Consider the following 16,818-nt stretch of genomic DNA (forward strand, 5'->3'; position numbering starts at 1 on the left):
GCCGCTTAACCCGCCACACCGTACAATGCCATGATATCCCGCCTTGCGCGGCTTCATTCATGCTCACGACAAGCCCCAGACTCGAGGTGACCCAGGACCCATGCGCGCCAGTCAACTTCTGATAGCCACCCTGAAGGAAACCCCCGCCGACGCCGACATCGTCAGCCATCAGCTGATGCTGCGCGCCGGCATGATCCGCCGCCTCAACTCGGGACTCTATACCTGGCTGCCTCTGGGGCTGCGCACGCTCCGCAAGGTCGAGAACATCGTCCGCGAAGAGATGGATCGCGCCGGCGCCCAGGAAGTCCTGATGCCCGCGATCCAGCCGGCGGAGCTCTGGCAGGAATCCGGCCGCTGGGACCAGTACGGCGACCTGCTGCTGCGTATCCGCGACCGCCACGACCGCGACTTCTGCTACGGCCCGACCCACGAGGAAGTCATCACCGACCTGGTGCGCAACGAGTTGCGGTCCTACAAGCAGGTGCCGTCCAACTTCTACCAGATCCAGACCAAGTTCCGCGATGAGACCCGCCCGCGCTTCGGGGTGATGCGTGCCCGTGAGTTCATCATGAAGGACGCCTACTCCTTCGATGTCGACCAGGCCGGCCTGCAGCGTTCCTATGACGCCATGTACGACGCCTATGTGCGCATCTTCACGCGCCTCGGGCTGGACTTCCGTGCCGTGGAGGCCGACAACGGCGATATCGGCGGCAGCGGCTCCCACGAATTCCAGGTGCTGGCGGACTCCGGCGAGGATGCGGTCATCTTCTCCACCTCCTCCGACTACGCCGCCAACATCGAGAAGGCCGAGGCACTGCCCGCTCCCCTGGGCGAGACACCCGAGCGTGCGGCCCCCCAGGAAGAACTGCGACTGGTCGACACCCCGAATGCGCGCACCATCGCCACCCTGGTCGAGCAGCACGGCCTGCCCATCGAAAAGACCATCAAGACGCTGATGGTGCACGGCACCGAGGGTGGATTGGTCGCCCTGCTGGTACGCGGCGATCACGAGCTCAACGAGGTCAAGGCCGAGAACCTGCCCGAGGTTGCCGCTCCCCTGACCATGGCCAGCGAGGAAGAGATTCGCGCGGTGGTAGGCGCCGGCCCCGGCTCGCTCGGTCCGGTGAACCTGGAGATGCCGCTGATCATCGACCGCAGCGTGGCGCTGATGAGCGACTTCGGCGCCGGCGCCAACGTCGACGGCAAGCACTACTTCGGCATCAACTGGGAGCGCGACGTCGCCCTGCCCAAGGTCGCCGACCTGCGCAACGTGGTCGAGGGCGACCCCTCGCCGGACGGCCAGGGCACGCTTTCCATCGCCCGCGGCATCGAGGTCGGCCACGTCTTCCAGCTCGGCACCAAGTACTCCACGGCGATGAACGCCACCGTGCTCGACGACAACGGCCAGGCCGTGCCTCTGCTGATGGGCTGCTACGGCATCGGCGTGACCCGGGTCGTCGCCGCCGCCATCGAGCAGAACCACGACGACGCCGGCATCATCTGGCCCGACGCCATCGCGCCCTTCAACGTCGCCCTGGTGCCGATGAACGCCCACAAGTCGCAGCGCGTACGCGACGAGAGCGAACGCCTCTACCAGGCCCTCTCCGACGCCGGCCTCGACGTCCTGATCGACGACCGCGACCTGCGCCCCGGCGTGCGCTTCGCCGACCAGGAACTGATGGGCATCCCCCACCGCATCGTCATCGGCGACCGTGCCCTCGACAAGGGCGAACTCGAGTACAAGGGCCGCCGCGACAGCGACGTCACCATGATCCCCATCGACGACGTCATCAACTTCCTGCGCGAGAAGATCGGCGGCTGATCCAGCACATCGCACGCAACCCTGCGATGCACCATAAAAAAGCCCCGCCAAGCCTCGAGCAACACTCGAGCCTGGCGGGGTTTTTATTGACCGCTATTCAGGCCTTCTTGACGAAACTGGCGGTCACCATCATGTCACCCGCCCCATCGACCTTGCAGTCCAACTGGTGATCCTTGCTGTCCTTGATACGCCGGATAAAGGCCCGGGTGCCAATCTTCATGACCTGCGAGCTGCTCTTGACCTTGAGGTCCTTGACCAGCGTGACCTTGTCACCTTCGGACAGGAGCGTCCCATTGGCATCCTTGACCGCCACGACGTCTTCGACCTCCACCTCGGCAGGGTTCCACTCGTGTGCACACTCGGGGCACACGAGATGACGCTGATCCTGGTACACGAACTCGGACTGGCACTGAGGGCAAGGTGGTAACGACATGGCGACATCTCTGGTGTAATCGGCCGCACAGGATACTGTGCCTTCATGGCATTGGCGAGGCCGACATGCCTCACACGCACCGTCACCCAATGCCCTTACGACATATCGTCGACCGCTTTCCGGACAGACAGGCCTGCCGCCGGCTGAAAACGTTGCCATGCTAGAGCTCAGAGACTACCGAGGTCTCGGGACCGGGTGACACTCGAGAAGAGCAGCTTCCTGGCGTAGCACCGTGTCATCCTGCGTGACACGGGACTCTGCAATGCGAACGCAAAGCCGCCGAAGGGCCTGGAACAGTTCCCAGACCATGGGATCGGCGACGTGAGTATGCGAGCCGTGGGAATGAAAGCTACGACGGTCCCTCTGGAGCACCTTGTTGTGCTTCAGGCTCGACCAAAACGGAAGACATGAGGCAGTACTTTTCACGAAGCTCGAACCCGGCTGCGTGATACAGTTGCTGCGCCTTCTCGTTGTCACGGGCGACCTCCAGATGTAAAGCCCGGACATTCATCCCTCTCATCGCTGATTCAAGCAGCCCCAAAGCCTCTCGCCCGTAGCCTTTTTTACGATACGCTGGCGCGATATACATCTCGTCGATAGATGCTTCCCGCCCTTCAAATTCAATTGAAAATCCGAAACAGACTGCAATGTATCCGACCATCACGGCTCCATGGTGGATCAAAAAGATTCGGCCAACTTGACTTGGCCCGAGCAATTGCCGAATCGCAGATACGCGCTGCTCGTCGGATAAACGTATGTCTTCGTACTGATGATATGCACGCACATGCGCCAAGACTTCAGCCAAGTGCCTGTCCAGCGCCGGCTCAACACTTATACTCATATCGGTTCCTCACTGCACAAGGCTGACAGTTACGACTGGTTTTCTGTTAACCCTTAGGCAAGGTTTCAGGACGAATATACGGGAACATGTGCGCTACATAGTCAGCCTTCCCAAGCGCTACCTTTTCGCTGCGCAATATTGAATAGGCGGTCATGATGTGGAAATAAAACTGGGCCAATGACCAGTCGCGGGCATACTGCTCGGCGGTCAGGTCCAGAATCATACCGTTCGGAAGCTTATGCTCAATAGGCGTATCCGCCTCTTCATCCAGGGCATCGGGAGCAAGATCGTCCAGTAACGCGAGCGTTTCATCAATCCGGGCCTCAGCATCTGCAAGCGAACCAGGCCTCTCGTCAGCATTTCGTCCTTCTTCGAGAAGCTCATCAACCGTCTTTGGGAACGGCTTTCCCTGAAGCCGAAATATCCCCTCTTGAGCCTGCACGCAAGCAAACCGAACCTGAGTCGAAAGAGGAAACATGTCTGGCGCGAGGCGTGCGGATAACAGCGCTTCCGCATCGGCTTCCGGCATTTGTTCCTGTGCCTTCTTCAGCCAGCTCGAGAGCGCCCCAAGCATTTGCGTATAGGTTGGAACAAGCAATTTCGTCAGCGACATGGATTTATTTCCTTATCAATTGATGGCTGAATGGTGCAGCACTACCAAAAATGTAATGAGATGATGACTTGGAAAGCCGGTACACGACCTGGTCACGAGTTCACTAATGGATCAATCTCTTCACCGAACATGATGCGATGACCCTCTGGAGTCGCCACACCAAACTCACGCAAGCCCCAAGGCTTATCAGATATTGGCTGAAAAACCTCTACGCCACGTGCCTGATAGTCACGGTACAGTTCGTCAATGCCCTCACAGTTCACATAGGCAAAGTACGAATGCTCATGCGTATCACGAGCCATCAGTTCATCCGGGCAATGGCCTACCATGACATGAAAGTCACCGAGGCTCAGAAACGACCAGCCATCCACCCGGAAGCGGACGGAAAACCCAAGCTTGTCGATAAAGTAGCTCTCGGCCTTTTCATGATCCTTGACCGCCAGAACATGTTGAGTTGCTTTCACCTTAAACACCGATGACTCCTTTCAAGACTGAGGGCATTCATCAAACCCAGCCAATACGGCGGTCCGCAAGATACGTCCGGTAGGCGTCCGATCGGCCAGAAACATGCTTGAGCGGCTTTTCACGAATCAACTGAGTGCTTGAAGATCATGAGCCTCCCTCCCGATAATATTACGGCCCCAAGCAGTACAGGACTGCTTATTTACCACGACCTAGCTTGGCTTACCCCCCTTTACCCAAGAGCCCATCTTCCTCCATCTTCTTTTCCAGCTTAGCAATTCTAGAAAATGAAACGATGCCAAAAACAAAGCCTAAAACTCCCATCGACATTCCCATAACGCCAAAAACAAGTCCCATACCATCCATGCTACCTCTCCCCTTTGAATATTCATTACATGTTATTAAAGAAACATAAACATTACCTACCGTATCGAATTCAGAGGTGCGAAACCCTGTCACGCCGAGTTTAGAGTCATTCCTGGACTTCGCTAATCTCCACTTTGATACCGTCCGGATCAACCAGAACTGCACTGAATCGGCCAGACCTCATAGCAGGTTCTACCACTACCGAGTCAGATGAAACCTGGATATCGACAATCTCGCGCACATTTTTCACGCAGAACCCCAGCCTTACAGACGATGTTACAGGGTTGGATGTCGATTCTGGATATAGCTCGAAAACCAAATTGGTCTCCACCGCTGCGTAATGAACGGGTCCTTCGCCATGCTGATCTTCAGAAAACTCCAGACCGAGACGTTCGTACCAAAGACGCGACCTTTCCAGGTCTGAAACTCTTATCACAATCAAGTTCATCTTAGGCATCGCATATTACCCAAAGACATAACGCCGAAACGGCACCGATGGATTTACTGTGGTGAAGCCGAGAAATGCCATTCGCATGGAGCTCATTTATAGAGAACCTCCCTCTCCATGTAGTGCATATCGTCTTCAGTTTTCAGAATTTTAAACCCCATACGCTCGTATAATGATACCGCCGGATTCATACAGAAAACACGAAGCCTAAGGAGCTCAACCTCCGCGTGACGGGCAATTTCAACTGAATATTCGATCGCCTTTTCACCCAACCCATTACACTGCCAGCGACGATCAATCTGGAGGTCACGAATATAGTAAGACAGGTGATCATGACTGAGGCGAAGTATGCCAACAGGGACGGAATTAACGAGAATTTCGTAGTTATCAAACTCTCCCCAGTTCCTGTTGAATAACCTCTGATCCCAGGCGATCCCAAGCTCCCTATAGTAAGGCTCCATATTCTTACGGGTCAGTTGGCTGGCAAAGCCCTTATCCATGGCTTGGCGAAACTCAGCTTTCATGTACGTATCCCTAACGCCGCTAACACGTGAAACATTGTAGTGAAGGCGAAGCCTCAACGAAAAAGTCGTCGGCTTTCTTGGCCTTATTAACCCTTAGCTGAGAATGCCTCATGGTACGATACATTCCCTTTCGGGACCTCGCCGGAAAACGACAACGCCTGAAAATACTCAGCAGGTACACCGGGATAAAAAAGCCCATCTACAGCCTTGAAACCGAAACGACTATAATAGCCAGGATCACCAAGTACTACACAGCCAGATGCACCCATTGCTTCAAGAGAAGAAAGAGAGCTTTTAACTAGCTTAGACCCCACGCCGCACCCTTGAAACTCCGGAAGAACAGATACCGGGCCAAGGCCAAACCAGCCGGTTGTGCCACTTGATAGAGTGACAGGCGAAATCGCAACATAACCAATAATCTTTCCGTCAACTTTAGCAACCCGAGAGATCGTTAGCGCTCCCGCGCGACGAAGAGCATCAACAATAAACTGTTCTGTATGATCTGTATGGAGAGCATTCAAGAACGCCTGCGCTATCACTTCATGTATCCGAGCTGCATCATTGATGCTTTCGTTGCTAATTTGGATATCCAATCCCGACCTCTATGAAGGTTAACGCCCGCGACAACGGCCGAGCCCGCAGGGCTGGTGTTCCCCCAAAAAAATGGACACGCGCCATCAGCTAATCCCTTCGAATTCTATCGGGCTCCGGTAACCAAGGCCACTGTGAAGACGATGGCTATTATAGAAGCCATCAATATAGTGCCTGATTTGGCTTCGTAGCTGGCACATCGCAGTGAAGCTAGTTGCGTGTAGCAACTCTCCCTTCAGGGTCTTAAAAAAGGATTCCACTTCCGCATTGTCAGTACATTGCCCAGGCCGATTCATGCTGTGTCGCACTTGATGTTGATTCAGAAGCCGCTGCATTTTGTTTGCCCTATACTCGATCCCACGATCCGTGTGGAGCAGTAAGCCTGGTGACGGATGACGCCGCTTGAAGGCCTCTCTGAGCGTCGCTTTAGAGAAGTCAGCAGTTAGGCTCTTACCGAGTCGCCAATGGATGACTCGGCGAGAATAGAGGTCCAGCACAACGGCCAAGAACACGTATTTTGTGCCTAATTTGATGTAGGTAACATCACTGCTCCACTGCTGGTTGACACCTGTTGGCGCTGGTGCAGCCAGCCGGTAATTGGGCAATGCCTTCAATTCATGACGTCTGCGTGCCAAACGCCGGTAGACTCGAGTGACACGTGCCTTCATGCCCCACTCCTGCATGATCCTCGCCACGCGGTTTTCGCCCACCTGAACGCCCTCACGGCGTAGCGCCTGATACACCCTAGGACTCCCATACCGCCCTCTGCTCTCGTCATAGACCTTCCGGGTCCTGAAGACCAGATCTGCCCGTTCGACAGCCCTAGGGCTTGGCTTACGATTGACCCAGGCGTAATAGCCTGACCGGGAAACGCTCAAGTACTTGCACAGGAGCTTTACGTTGTATTCTTGTCTGTGCTTCCAGACAAACCGGAACGCTTCCGTCGTCCCTCGGCCTGAAAGCGTTGAAACTTTTTTAGGATGTCGTTCTCCTCCTGAAGCTCCGATACGCGGCGTTTCAGGCGAGCAACTTCATCCTGCTCCTGGACCTTCTGCTTGGCCTCAGCTGGTGCCTTCCTGACTCGTTTCATGGCGAATTTTCCTTCGCGATATTCCTTTCGCCAGCGTGACAGCATGAAGGGGTGGATATCCAGTGCTTCAGCCACCCCCTGGACGCTCCGGTGGGCCTGATGGCTCCACTCCACCGCTTTGACTTTGAACTCGGTGCTATAGCGCTGTGTTTTCTTCCCCGTGATCATCTCGGGCATCGGTTCTCTCCTGCTGGGGAGTTATCGATGCGTGTCCACTAGAGTGGGGGAAGTCCAGGTCCGACTGACGCCATTGGTTATGCACCTTCTTTGACAATTTTACGGAGTTCTTCAGGGTGCATGGCCGGTTTTCTTTTATGGAGCATCGCGTGGCAATTGGGACAAACAGGTCTGAGGTCAGCGATTGGGTCTACCTCGTACTCTTTGCCAATTTGCGAAATGTCGACCAAATGATGTACATGAATGAAACCAGCGCCTAATTCCTTGCCATAGAGGGACTGGAATTCAAAATCACAGACGCAACATTTTGCTCCATAATATTCAATACATTCCGCACGTGCTTGATTGCTTCGCTCATAAGCATTGACCCTAACTTGCTTGGTTGCACCCTCTTTAAAGGAACTCTTCGTAATTTCATCAGGAAAGTCCTGGTCCGCATATTCACCAGAAAGGATGTAGACTCCCCCTGTTCCTTCAAACGTTTTCTTACTTATAGTTTTGTCGATGCTTTCGGCGAAGTCAGTTAGCTTTCGAGATAGCTCTTTATGACTCTCTGTGCCTGCTTCAACTTTGGAAAACCATTGACCAAGGACTCTTTGAGTTTCAGTTCCCGTTCCTTTTCCTTTGTAATTATCAAGATTGGTGTTCTTGTATCCAATAAATTTGCTCGGCGCAAATAGATCCAACTCAGGGAAATAATACCAGTGGAAAAAACGATTAAAATTTTCGTTTGCTACTGTTTTAGCTGCCTTCCCAACACCAGAAAAGGCTTGGGCGTTGACTTGAGCTTCATTAATCGATTCAACAGGCTCTAGCACCCCTTGTTCGTTTGCACCCTTCGCTCGATGACTTAGCGAGCATTCAGGGTTTCTTGCCAAATGCTCAAAATGGGCAGAGGCATGTCCCCCGTCACGGTGAGGTCTAACTGGAGCTCCACATTCAATACAAGTGAAATCAGCATCTGAATTCTCAGACTCTAGTGAATACTTCTTTATCTCTAGCGCTCGTTCGACATCTATCACCTGAGATTTGTATATACACTCTGTTATTGTTGGCATTAATTAAAACCTTGATCTGTAGTGCATAACGCCGCCGTTCAACGGCGCAGTTTTTTCTGCGTCCGTTGGAACGCCTTGTTATATTTGTCCGGGCTAATTTTCTTAAGCCCCTGATAAAAGTCGGACAACTCTTCAAGGCCTTCAGACCTCAAACGACTTATTGAATCTTTATTGGTCACTATCTCTACCATCTTGTTATATCGCTCTCGCATCCAGGAATATTTTACCCTGAGATCTGCCTTAGTATGATGACTTGAAGCCATTAGCCCCTTACGTATGACGTCTCCTAAATTATCTATGTACTGAGGGAAATCGTACTGAGGATCATCCAGCTCTGATTGTGCCTTAAAGAAATAGTCAATGTAATACATCCCGTCAGAGTCTTGTTCTAAAAGTGATCTGACAAAATTAGCCTCTTGACTCGATGAGTGATCCGGAGATTTGGCTTTTGCACTAGCTTCGATGACACTACTATCTAGAATAACGCGAGGATACATTGCAGCTTTGGATTCCAGTGTGTAAGCTTCGACCAGCGCCGGCCCAAATAGGTAATGGTCGTTGTGTATAAACTTTCCAATCGATACGGCCCCTCTCACCAATATCTTTCTGGATATGAGACGCATGATTAGCCACTTGATCTCAAGAAGCGTGAAAAATACCTCGCTGGGCTCTTCAGCCTTGAACGAAACCACGATGGAATCGGAAAATATAGAGACCTTCTTCGATTCCGGCGAATCAGACCCAAGCAGGTCCTCTTTCGCGTCAAGATCCCAGACGTCCCTGATAGCTGTATACGCAGATACCAATCGGTCAATGCTTTGCTCATTATCTGAGCCATCTTTATCGATAGTGTCGTCGAGAATAGTCTTGAATCCAAGGATATCTATAAAGGCTACAACTCTTGTCTCATACTTCATCGGCACCTCGAAATATAACTGTTCAGCATTTCTTCGCTGTGCGGAGCATGGCGTATAAATGCCTGTTGGACTAAGCCGCCCATCAGGCTGCTACACAGCTTCTATAGGTATTGTATTGGCCAGTGTTCGGCCTGTGACGGCAGATCGCGCGCAGACGGATCTGTTGTGACGCATTCGAGCAGTGATATTGGCCATGATTCCAGTACCTTCCGGGCCCAGTTTGCCCCAACGTAGCGCGCTTGCCGGTCAAAATCCATCATCGGGACGAGCACCGCCGCGACCCGCAAGCGGGCCGGATCGCCGAGTCCGTTGTGTGGGTAGGACGTTAGTTCATGCTCGATAGCGTTGCTCCCTGTGGCTGGGGTGTCGGCTACGTTTGGGTCGCAGGGGTATGAAGGTCTCGATCACTCTCAGTGTCGGTTGCCCGCAGTGTCGGCAAGTGTAGGTTGGCTCCGCGTCGTTAGCGGCAGTATCGGCCTCCGGTGTCGTCTCGACCGCCAGCGCCCGGCGGATCTCTGCCAGACGTCGTCGTCGACAGCGATTGGCCAAAAAGCCATAGTGACGAACTCGCATCAGTCCCTTGGGCAGAACGTGGAGCAGGAAGCGGCGCACGAATTCCTCGCCTGCGAGGACGAGCTGTTTACGCCGGTCACGGTCGCGGTAGTCCTTGTAGCATAGGGTCACCTGATGGTCGTCCACGGCGAGGATACGGGCATTGCTGATGGCGATCTGGCGCGTGTAACGCGCCAGGTAGCGCACCACCGTGTCGGTGTGTTCGAGACAGTCCTTGCTGTAGACCACCCACTCGGTGGCCATCAGCGTGTTGAGCTGGTCATCGACGTCACCCGGCCGGGTAACCCGGTGGAGTTCGCCTGAAGTGGCGGCCTCGCGCAGAGCGCTCACCAGGTTCCCGCGAAAGTGGCGCGACAGGGCCCGGACCGGAAACAGGTAGTGGCTGCGCGCCTCGCGCCAGATGCCGTCGTCGCCCAGCGCACCGCCGGGAACCAGACAGTGCAGGTGCACATGCTGGCTCAAGTTCTGGCCCCAGGTGTGAAGCACAGCGCTCATGCCCATCTCACCGCCGAGACGCTTGGGGTCACGACCAAAGGTGCGCAGCGTCTGCCAGGCGCTCTGGAACAGCCGTCGGTAGATCACCTCGGGGTGAAGCTGGACCCAGCCGTTGAGGCTGTGCGGCAGAGTGAACACGACGTGGTAGTAGCGCACCGGCAGGATGTTCGCCTGCTGACGCTCAGCCCACTGCGCCATGGCACGACCCTGGCATTGCGGACAGTGACGATCGCGACAGCCAAAGTAATGCGGCTGGGTGTGGTCACAGCCCGTACACTGCAAGATCGTCCCTCCCATCGCCTCGGTGCGGCAGGCGAGTAGGTGGTGGCACACGCGTTGGCGCTGGCGATCCAGGCCGGCCGGGTCGAGAAAGCGGGTCAGGGCCTGTTGGAGGGTGGCGGTCTCAGTCATGGCCCACCTCCAGGCCGGCCACCAGATCGATGGGTCCTTGACTCGCCACCTGATGACCCGGCAGCCAATGCAGGTAGCGCATCGTCGACTGGATGCTGCGGTGGCCCAACAGCCGCTGGAGCTGATGGACGGGCAGTCCCTGTTCCAGGACATGCGTGGCGTAGGCATGGCGCAGGCTGTGGATGCCACCGACCCGTTCGACCCCGGCCTGCCGCTTGGCCTGGGTAAAGGCCTTCTGCGGTGCGCTCGGGTGCAACGCACGATCCGGGAACAGGGCACTCGGGAATAGCCATGTCTCCGGCCGGTAGGCACGCCAGTAATTACGCAAGCGATCGAGCAGGGTCGCCGATAGCAGAACCATGCGATCCTTTGCGCCCTTGCCCTGCGCCACACGCAGCTGACCGCGCTGGCCATCGATGTCGCTGACCCGCAGGTGGCAGACCTCGCTCACGCGCAGTCCGCAGCCATAACACAGTTCGAGCATGAGGCGATGCTTGGGGTTGTGGCAACCGGCTAGGATCCGCCGGACTTCGTCGCGGGTCAGCAGCTCCGGAATCCGTTGCGGTGTCTTCGGCACTACGGGGGACACATCAACCGACGGCCAGTGCAACACTTGCAGGTACAGGAAACGCACACCGTGCAGATAGACGCGGCAACTGGCGGCTGACAAACCGCGTTCCTGGACCAGATGGTTGAAGAAGCGTTGCAGGTCGTCGGTGCTCAAGGTGTCTGGCGGACGGTGGAAATAGCGCGCCAGATCCGTAATCACCATCAGGTAAGTATTGTGGGTGCGTTGTGCAAAACCATGCTGACGCATGGCCTCGATCATCGCCTGTCGCAAGGCAGTCATCGTCGTCACTCCTGTTCATTGACCCACGTGGGTCAATGAACAGTGTGGTTCGATGAAGCGAAGGACAGGATTCGACGACAGCTACCGCGAAGCGGTTTAGTTCAACAGGTATTAACTAGCACGCTCGTTTATTCACTTGAACGAGCGTGCGCGTTCAACAACCTTATTTTTCGCCCTATTGCGAATCTAACATATTGATTTATAGAGCATTTATATTCACCCCTGCAATCTATGCAGAATTCGCGTGCTTGCGCGTTTTGCTGGTGCCAATAATACTGTACATATTCAAAAAATTGAATATGGCGTCGCGGTATGGGTAGGTGCAATGGCCTGTTGAGGGCATATTTCAGGCGGAGCATTCTTGGGCGGGCTGGGTAAGGCGAAGGGGTATCAGGCACGCTACCGCCACCTACCCTGCACGGTGCGATGGCACTTTGCCCTTCTTCCCGCGGTAGTCGCTGCGTATTATGTTGTCGTTGTGCTGGCAATCTTGGTTGCCTTTCGTTCTTGGATTCAGACTAAATGCCCCTTTGCGAGAGTGCAAAATAAACAAGGCGGGATGCTGTTGGCATCCCGCCTTGTGATTTTATAAGGGCTCGTTTTTCTGCGGACGGCGGCGGCTTCAGACCATTTTCTTGTCTTCCACTTCGTCCGGGGTGGTGCCGGGCGGGAGTGGGTGCCCCTTGGCCAGTTCGGCGCGGGTGGCGTCGCGGATATCGAGCACTTCAACCCGGTAGGTGAGCGATTGCCCTGCCAGCGGGTGGTTGGTGTCGATCAGCACGCTGTCGTCACGCGTCTCCAGCACGGTGACGATCTCGGGGCCGTCGTCGCCGGGAGTCTGGAAGCGCATGCCGGGTTCCAGGTCGCTCACCGGGAAGGCGTCACGGCCGACTTCCCGCACCAGGGTTTCGTCGCGCTCGCCGTAGGCCTGAGCCGGCGACAGGGTGATGCTAGGTTGGTCGCCTACTGCCCGTTCCGCCAGGGCGTCCTCGAGGCCGGCCAGGATGTTGCCGTGGCCATGCAGGTATTCCAGTGGCTTGTATCGAGCACGGGAGTCGTCGAGCACTCGGCCTTCGGCGTCGCTGAGGACATAATGCAGGGTCACGACCCGTTGTGGCGCGATGGTCATCGCAGTCTCCTGGAAGTCGGAAGTCATCGGGAATCAGGTGGCATGGCAGCGCCGGGGCTATTCGCAGCGCCGCAGTTGACTGACGGGCATCTCCAGGCGCTGCCGCTGGTGCAGCATGTTGAGCAGCACGATGGCGCGCTCCTCGCCCTTGTGGGTGTCGAAGACCGCCTGGAGGTCCTTGAAGGGCCCTTCGGTGATCTCCACCGGTTCACCCGCGCGGAAGTAGACGTTGGCGGGTTCGCCCGGCTCATGGCGGCCATGTTCACGTAGCGACTCGACCAGTTCGTCGTCCACGGGCACCGGGCTGCTCTCGATGCCGAAGGTCACGATCTTCAATACACCGCGGGTGGAGCGGATCGGCCGCCAGTTGCTGTCCAGCCGGTCGAGGCGGATGAACAGGTAGTACGGGAACAACGGTTCGACGGCCCAGGCGAGCTTGCCGCGGCGCTTCTTCTGGACCTGCAGCACCGGATGGAAGATCTCGTAGCCCTGGTTGCCGAGGTGTTCGACGGCGCGGAAGGACTCGCCGCCCTTGCACTGGATGACGTACCAGCGAGGCACGGCATCGTCGCTCTCCGTCGGGCACATGCTGTCGTCGTTCATGTCGCTCCTGGGGTTCTGGCTGGTATCACCTCCGGTGCTCTGCAACAATCGGGCACGCACCGCGGACGGGTCTTCTCTGACCACGTTCGTGGCCGCCATTCTAACATCGTTGGCCTCCCCCGCGAGGGGCGGGCCAGGCCTGCCGCAAGGAGAGCACGCGCCATGCCGACACCAACCGCGCACCGTAGCTGGAGGGATGCCCTGGCGGTCTATCTCAAGGCCCCGGTGCTGACCATGCTGTTTCTCGGCTTCTCGGCGGGCCTGCCCTTCCTGCTGGTGTTCTCCACCCTCACCGCCTGGCTGCGCAGCGATGGCGTCGAGGTCGCGGCCATCGGTTTCTTCGCCTGGATCGGCATCCTCTATTCGATCAAGTTCTTCTGGGCGCCGGTGGTCGATCGCTTGGCACTGCCTGGGCTGACCCGGTGGTTCGGCCAGCGCCGGGGCTGGATGCTGCTGGCCCAGGCGATGATCGCCCTCGGCCTGGCGAGCCTGGCGCATCTCGATCCCGTCGGGCACCTGCCCATGGTGGCGGTGTTCTCGCTGCTGGTGGCCTTCGGTTCGGCGACCCAGGATATCGCCATCGACGCCTTTCGCATCGAGTCGGCGCCCGACGACATGCAGGCGGCCATGGCATCGACCTATATCGTCGGCTATCGCGGCGGATTGATCGCCGCCGGGGCGGGGGCGCTCTATGTGGCGTCGCTGGTGTCCTGGAAGGCTGCCTATCTGTGCATGGCGGCGCTGGTGCTGGTCGGTGTCGTGACGGTCCTGCTGCGCCCGGAGCCGGAGCGGCTGTCGCTCTCCACGCAACTGATCCACGAGCCCCGGGTGCGTGCCTTCCTGCGCGTCAGCCGCGGGCGTCCCGACTGGCTGCGGCGCCTGGGGGCCTGGGTCATCGGGGCCATCGTCTGCCCGTTCACCGACTTCTTCACCCGATACCGGCGCCAGGCGCTCTGGCTGCTGCTGTTCGTGGCGGTCTTTCGCATCAGCGACCTGGCCATGGCGTCCATGGCCCACCCGCTGTATATCGACCTGGGCTTCTCGCTGGCCACCATCGCCAACGTGACCAATGTCTTCGGCATCGCCATGAGCATTCTCGGCGGCGTCCTCGGCGGCCTGCTGGTGGCGCGCTACGGCATCGGTCCACTGCTGGTGTTCGGCGCGACGGCCACGGCGCTGACCAACCTGTTGTTCGTGGTCCTGGCCTCGACCGGCGACAACCTGGCGATGCTGGTCACCACCATCATCGGCGACAATCTTTCCAACGGGCTGGCCAGCGCGGTCTTCATCGCCTTTCTGTCGAGCCTGACCTCGCGCGCCTACACGGCGACCCAGTACGCGCTCTTCTCGTCGTTGATGACCCTGCCGGGCAAGTTCCTCAGCGGCTTCGGCGGGCTGGTGGTGGATGTCCAGGGCTACGCGGGCTTCTTCCTGCTGGCCTCGGCCCTGGGTCTACCGGCGATTCTCCTGGCGCTATGGATCAGCCGCGGTACGCTGCTGCGCCCGGCCGGCAACGAGACCTGACCTCATTTGCCTCGCGAGGTGTTCCGCTCGGGGGTCTGGGCACACAGCCACTCCAGCGCTCCCGGGGTGACCCGCCATTGATCCCGCATCAGGGTGCGGTACTGCCAGGCTTCGGCACGCGAGCCGGGGGCCGCCTCGCCATTGGCGGACGGGGCCGGCCGCGGCGATTCGGTGCACAGCAGATTCAGCACGAAGGGGTTGTGCCGGTGGGCCAGGGCCAGCGCCTGGCCTGCCTCGTCGCGACGAGCGAGCCGATAGAGCGCCAGGACGCGCCCCATCAGCATGCCCAGCAGCGAACTGGTATCGTCCTGATCCTCTTCAACCGCGCGTTCGCTCAATGCCAGGGCCTCGTCGTCACGTCCTTCCCGCAGTAGCTGATCGAGCACCAGCTCGCGTAGCCCCAGGCTGTCCTGATTGTCCAGCGTCAAGAGCGTCTCGGCGAGTTCTCGCGAGTGCTGGCGAGCGCCGCGCTCCATGCCTACCACCAGCGCCAGTCCGGCGCGCAGCAGGGCGGCGTTGTCGGCGGCTTCCCAGATCAGGGATGCTTCACCGGCCTCGGCGACCTGCGCCAGCCAGCGTTCCAGGCGCCACGCCAGGGGCTCGAACAGGCTCGGTGCCATCCACGGCAGGCTTCCGAAGCGGCTGGTCAGCGCCAGCGCCAGGGATTGCACGACGGCCGGCGAATCCAGCCACTCGGGATGGGCGCACAGAGCCGGCAGCCAATCGCCCGCCTGGGGCCAAGGGTCCGAGTCGAAGCCCATCAGCGTCTCGCCCTCGACCTGGGACTGAAAGACGGCCTGGAAGGCGGCGAACTGGGTGTCCTCGCGGGCACTGCTGTGATAGGTCAGGGTGTCGCCTTCGTGACGGATATCCAGTTGCGGCGGCTCCGGCAATGCCTCGAGCAAGGCCTGCAGCGACACCAGCGGTTCGGCCAGGTCCGCCTCGGCATTGAGCAGCTGCTCGGCCAGGGTGGCGCCGGGATTTTCCGCCAGGTCGGCGAGGAACTGTAGCTGCTCGGGTTCGAGGTCTCCCTGGCGGGCCAGGCGGCGGTACCAGAAGCGGGAGCGCTCGGCGGCCTCCTCCTCGTGGCCTTCGTGCAGCAGCAACATGGCCTCGATATAGGCCAGGGTCGGCGAATCGGGCAGGGTCTGCTGGGCACGCACGAAGGCCGCCCGGGCGCTGTCCAGATCGTCGTTGTCGAGGTGCAGCAGGCACAGCCGCTCCAGGGCGACGCCACGCAGAAACAAGGGGCCGCGATCGAGCACCGCGTCGAGCAGGGCTTCGCGCTTGCGGTGGAAACCGCGTTCCTGGTAGAGATCGACGAGGATCTCGAAGGCCGGCTCGGCCTGCTCGGGCAACCGCGACCAGTCGGCATTCTCGAACAGGGACTCGAGGATCTGCTGGGCGCGGCCTCGCTGGCCGGACTCGGCGGCGATCAGGCCGGCCTCGAGCAATGACTGGGCCGGCGCACGACCACTGGCCAGGGCGGCCTTGAGGGTATCGCCCTTCCACTCACGCAGGGAGAGCATCCACATCAGGTGAGTGGGTACGTGGCCGGGCAGCGAGACGGCACCACAACAATGCTTGGTCTTGCGGCCCGAATCGCACCAGCAGGGTTCATTGCGCCCCGGGCGGGCCAAGGGTTCACAGGCGAAGTCCAGCCGCTCCAGAGGCGTCTGCGACCATAGCTCCGGCGCCAGCGCCTGGGCCAGCGCCAGGTCGCCATCGACCAGCTCGGGTCCCTCTTGACGCGCCCAGGCCATCAGCGTCGGATAGCGTTCATCCTCGCGAATCGCCGAGAGTGCTCCGGACGCGAACCCCAGCAACTGTTCCACCCATACCGCCAGCATCGACGTCTCCACCGCTATCGGAAAACCGCATAGTCTATCAG

At 58.1% G+C, this 16,818-nt stretch carries 19 protein-coding genes; 2 read left to right on the top strand and 17 right to left on the bottom strand.

Going from position 1 to position 16,818, the window contains the following annotated elements:
• Positions 1–100: 100 nt before the first annotated feature.
• Positions 101–1,822: a proline--tRNA ligase gene (locus RSO41_RS05110; protein ID WP_315617987.1), complete on the top strand. Its 1,722-nt coding sequence runs from the start codon at positions 101–103 to the stop codon at positions 1,820–1,822.
• A gap of 97 nt (positions 1,823–1,919) precedes the next feature.
• On the opposite strand, the gene RSO41_RS05115 is transcribed toward RSO41_RS05110, so the two are convergent.
• The 16 genes from RSO41_RS05115 to rfaH all read right to left on the bottom strand — a co-directional run bounded on the left by RSO41_RS05115 (position 1,920) and on the right by rfaH (position 13,403).
• Entirely contained in the window at positions 1,920–2,255 is a 336-nt protein-coding gene (locus RSO41_RS05115) for a zinc ribbon domain-containing protein YjdM (RefSeq protein ID WP_315617988.1), read from the bottom strand.
• A 349-nt stretch (positions 2,256–2,604) separates the two neighbouring features.
• Complete coding sequence (locus RSO41_RS05120) at positions 2,605–3,096, bottom strand: GNAT family N-acetyltransferase (protein WP_315617989.1); 492 nt, start codon at positions 3,094–3,096, stop codon at positions 2,605–2,607.
• 46 nt (positions 3,097–3,142) lie between these two features.
• Positions 3,143–3,709, bottom strand: a complete 567-nt coding sequence (locus tag RSO41_RS05125; protein WP_315617990.1) for a DUF1993 domain-containing protein — start codon at positions 3,707–3,709, stop codon at positions 3,143–3,145.
• 92 nt (positions 3,710–3,801) lie between these two features.
• Entirely contained in the window at positions 3,802–4,182 is a 381-nt protein-coding gene (locus RSO41_RS05130) for a VOC family protein (protein ID WP_315617991.1), read from the bottom strand.
• Between the two features lie 211 nt (positions 4,183–4,393).
• Positions 4,394–4,537, bottom strand: a complete 144-nt coding sequence (locus RSO41_RS05135) for a hypothetical protein (protein ID WP_315617992.1) — start codon at positions 4,535–4,537, stop codon at positions 4,394–4,396.
• A 106-nt stretch (positions 4,538–4,643) separates the two neighbouring features.
• A complete protein-coding gene (locus RSO41_RS05140; protein ID WP_315617993.1) occupies positions 4,644–4,985 on the bottom strand; it encodes a VOC family protein in 342 nt (113 codons plus the stop codon).
• Between the two features lie 92 nt (positions 4,986–5,077).
• Positions 5,078–5,509: a GNAT family N-acetyltransferase gene (locus tag RSO41_RS05145; protein WP_315617994.1), complete on the bottom strand. Its 432-nt coding sequence runs from the start codon at positions 5,507–5,509 to the stop codon at positions 5,078–5,080.
• 86 nt (positions 5,510–5,595) lie between these two features.
• On the bottom strand, positions 5,596–6,102 hold the full coding sequence (locus tag RSO41_RS05150; protein ID WP_315617995.1) for an N-acetyltransferase: 507 nt from the start codon (positions 6,100–6,102) through the stop codon (positions 5,596–5,598).
• 84 nt (positions 6,103–6,186) lie between these two features.
• Positions 6,187–7,107, bottom strand: a complete 921-nt coding sequence (locus tag RSO41_RS05155) for an IS3 family transposase (protein WP_315618064.1) — start codon at positions 7,105–7,107, stop codon at positions 6,187–6,189.
• Positions 6,996–7,367 carry a transposase gene (locus RSO41_RS05160; RefSeq protein ID WP_315617996.1) on the bottom strand — a complete coding sequence of 124 codons (372 nt, stop codon included), beginning with the start codon at positions 7,365–7,367 and terminating at the stop codon, positions 6,996–6,998. Before RSO41_RS05160 ends, RSO41_RS05155 begins: the two co-directional genes overlap by 112 nt.
• Before the next feature lie 77 nt (positions 7,368–7,444).
• Positions 7,445–8,425 carry an HNH endonuclease gene (locus tag RSO41_RS05165; protein ID WP_315617997.1) on the bottom strand — a complete coding sequence of 327 codons (981 nt, stop codon included), beginning with the start codon at positions 8,423–8,425 and terminating at the stop codon, positions 7,445–7,447.
• Between the two features lie 38 nt (positions 8,426–8,463).
• Complete coding sequence (locus tag RSO41_RS05170; RefSeq protein WP_315617998.1) at positions 8,464–9,342, bottom strand: hypothetical protein; 879 nt, start codon at positions 9,340–9,342, stop codon at positions 8,464–8,466.
• 330 nt (positions 9,343–9,672) lie between these two features.
• Positions 9,673–10,821: an IS91 family transposase gene (locus RSO41_RS05175; RefSeq protein WP_315617999.1), complete on the bottom strand. Its 1,149-nt coding sequence runs from the start codon at positions 10,819–10,821 to the stop codon at positions 9,673–9,675.
• Positions 10,814–11,671 (bottom strand): site-specific integrase, encoded by an 858-nt coding sequence (locus RSO41_RS05180; protein WP_315618000.1) that lies wholly within the window; start codon positions 11,669–11,671, stop codon positions 10,814–10,816. Before RSO41_RS05180 ends, RSO41_RS05175 begins: the two co-directional genes overlap by 8 nt.
• A 622-nt stretch (positions 11,672–12,293) precedes the next feature.
• A complete protein-coding gene (locus RSO41_RS05185) occupies positions 12,294–12,800 on the bottom strand; it encodes a peptidylprolyl isomerase (RefSeq protein WP_315618001.1) in 507 nt (168 codons plus the stop codon).
• Positions 12,801–12,857: 57 nt separating this feature from the next.
• Entirely contained in the window at positions 12,858–13,403 is a 546-nt protein-coding gene (gene rfaH / locus RSO41_RS05190) for a transcription/translation regulatory transformer protein RfaH (protein WP_315618065.1), read from the bottom strand.
• Between the two features lie 162 nt (positions 13,404–13,565).
• Here rfaH and RSO41_RS05195 point away from each other — a divergent pair, with 162 nt between their 5' ends.
• Positions 13,566–14,927, top strand: a complete 1,362-nt coding sequence (locus RSO41_RS05195; protein WP_315618002.1) for an AmpG family muropeptide MFS transporter — start codon at positions 13,566–13,568, stop codon at positions 14,925–14,927.
• Between the two features lie 2 nt (positions 14,928–14,929).
• Here RSO41_RS05195 and RSO41_RS05200 read toward each other — a convergent pair whose 3' ends face one another.
• Positions 14,930–16,777 carry an SEC-C domain-containing protein gene (locus tag RSO41_RS05200; protein WP_315618003.1) on the bottom strand — a complete coding sequence of 616 codons (1,848 nt, stop codon included), beginning with the start codon at positions 16,775–16,777 and terminating at the stop codon, positions 14,930–14,932.
• Positions 16,778–16,818: the final 41 nt, after the last annotated feature.

The organism is Halomonas sp. I1, from assembly GCF_032334135.1.
Lineage (GTDB): Bacteria > Pseudomonadota > Gammaproteobacteria > Pseudomonadales > Halomonadaceae > Halomonas.

Bases quoted from the DNA above. Each gene is read 5' to 3' on its own strand.
- RSO41_RS05200 (WP_315618003.1), bottom strand. From the start codon at position 16,777: ATGCTGGCGGTATGGGTGGAACAGTTGCTGGGGTTCGCGTCCGGAGCA.
- RSO41_RS05160 (WP_315617996.1), bottom strand. From the start codon at position 7,367: ATGCCCGAGATGATCACGGGGAAGAAAACACAGCGCTATAGCACCGAG.
- RSO41_RS05115 (WP_315617988.1), bottom strand. From the start codon at position 2,255: ATGTCGTTACCACCTTGCCCTCAGTGCCAGTCCGAGTTCGTGTACCAG.
- RSO41_RS05165 (WP_315617997.1), bottom strand. From the start codon at position 8,425: ATGCCAACAATAACAGAGTGTATATACAAATCTCAGGTGATAGATGTC.
- RSO41_RS05120 (WP_315617989.1), bottom strand. From the start codon at position 3,096: ATGAGTATAAGTGTTGAGCCGGCGCTGGACAGGCACTTGGCTGAAGTC.
- RSO41_RS05195 (WP_315618002.1), top strand. From the start codon at position 13,566: ATGCCGACACCAACCGCGCACCGTAGCTGGAGGGATGCCCTGGCGGTC.
- RSO41_RS05135 (WP_315617992.1), bottom strand. From the start codon at position 4,537: ATGGATGGTATGGGACTTGTTTTTGGCGTTATGGGAATGTCGATGGGA.
- RSO41_RS05180 (WP_315618000.1), bottom strand. From the start codon at position 11,671: ATGACTGCCTTGCGACAGGCGATGATCGAGGCCATGCGTCAGCATGGT.
- RSO41_RS05125 (WP_315617990.1), bottom strand. From the start codon at position 3,709: ATGTCGCTGACGAAATTGCTTGTTCCAACCTATACGCAAATGCTTGGG.
- RSO41_RS05185 (WP_315618001.1), bottom strand. From the start codon at position 12,800: ATGACCATCGCGCCACAACGGGTCGTGACCCTGCATTATGTCCTCAGC.
- RSO41_RS05175 (WP_315617999.1), bottom strand. From the start codon at position 10,821: ATGACTGAGACCGCCACCCTCCAACAGGCCCTGACCCGCTTTCTCGAC.
- RSO41_RS05170 (WP_315617998.1), bottom strand. From the start codon at position 9,342: ATGAAGTATGAGACAAGAGTTGTAGCCTTTATAGATATCCTTGGATTC.
- RSO41_RS05110 (WP_315617987.1), top strand. From the start codon at position 101: ATGCGCGCCAGTCAACTTCTGATAGCCACCCTGAAGGAAACCCCCGCC.
- rfaH (WP_315618065.1), bottom strand. From the start codon at position 13,403: ATGAACGACGACAGCATGTGCCCGACGGAGAGCGACGATGCCGTGCCT.
- RSO41_RS05145 (WP_315617994.1), bottom strand. From the start codon at position 5,509: ATGAAAGCTGAGTTTCGCCAAGCCATGGATAAGGGCTTTGCCAGCCAA.
- RSO41_RS05140 (WP_315617993.1), bottom strand. From the start codon at position 4,985: ATGAACTTGATTGTGATAAGAGTTTCAGACCTGGAAAGGTCGCGTCTT.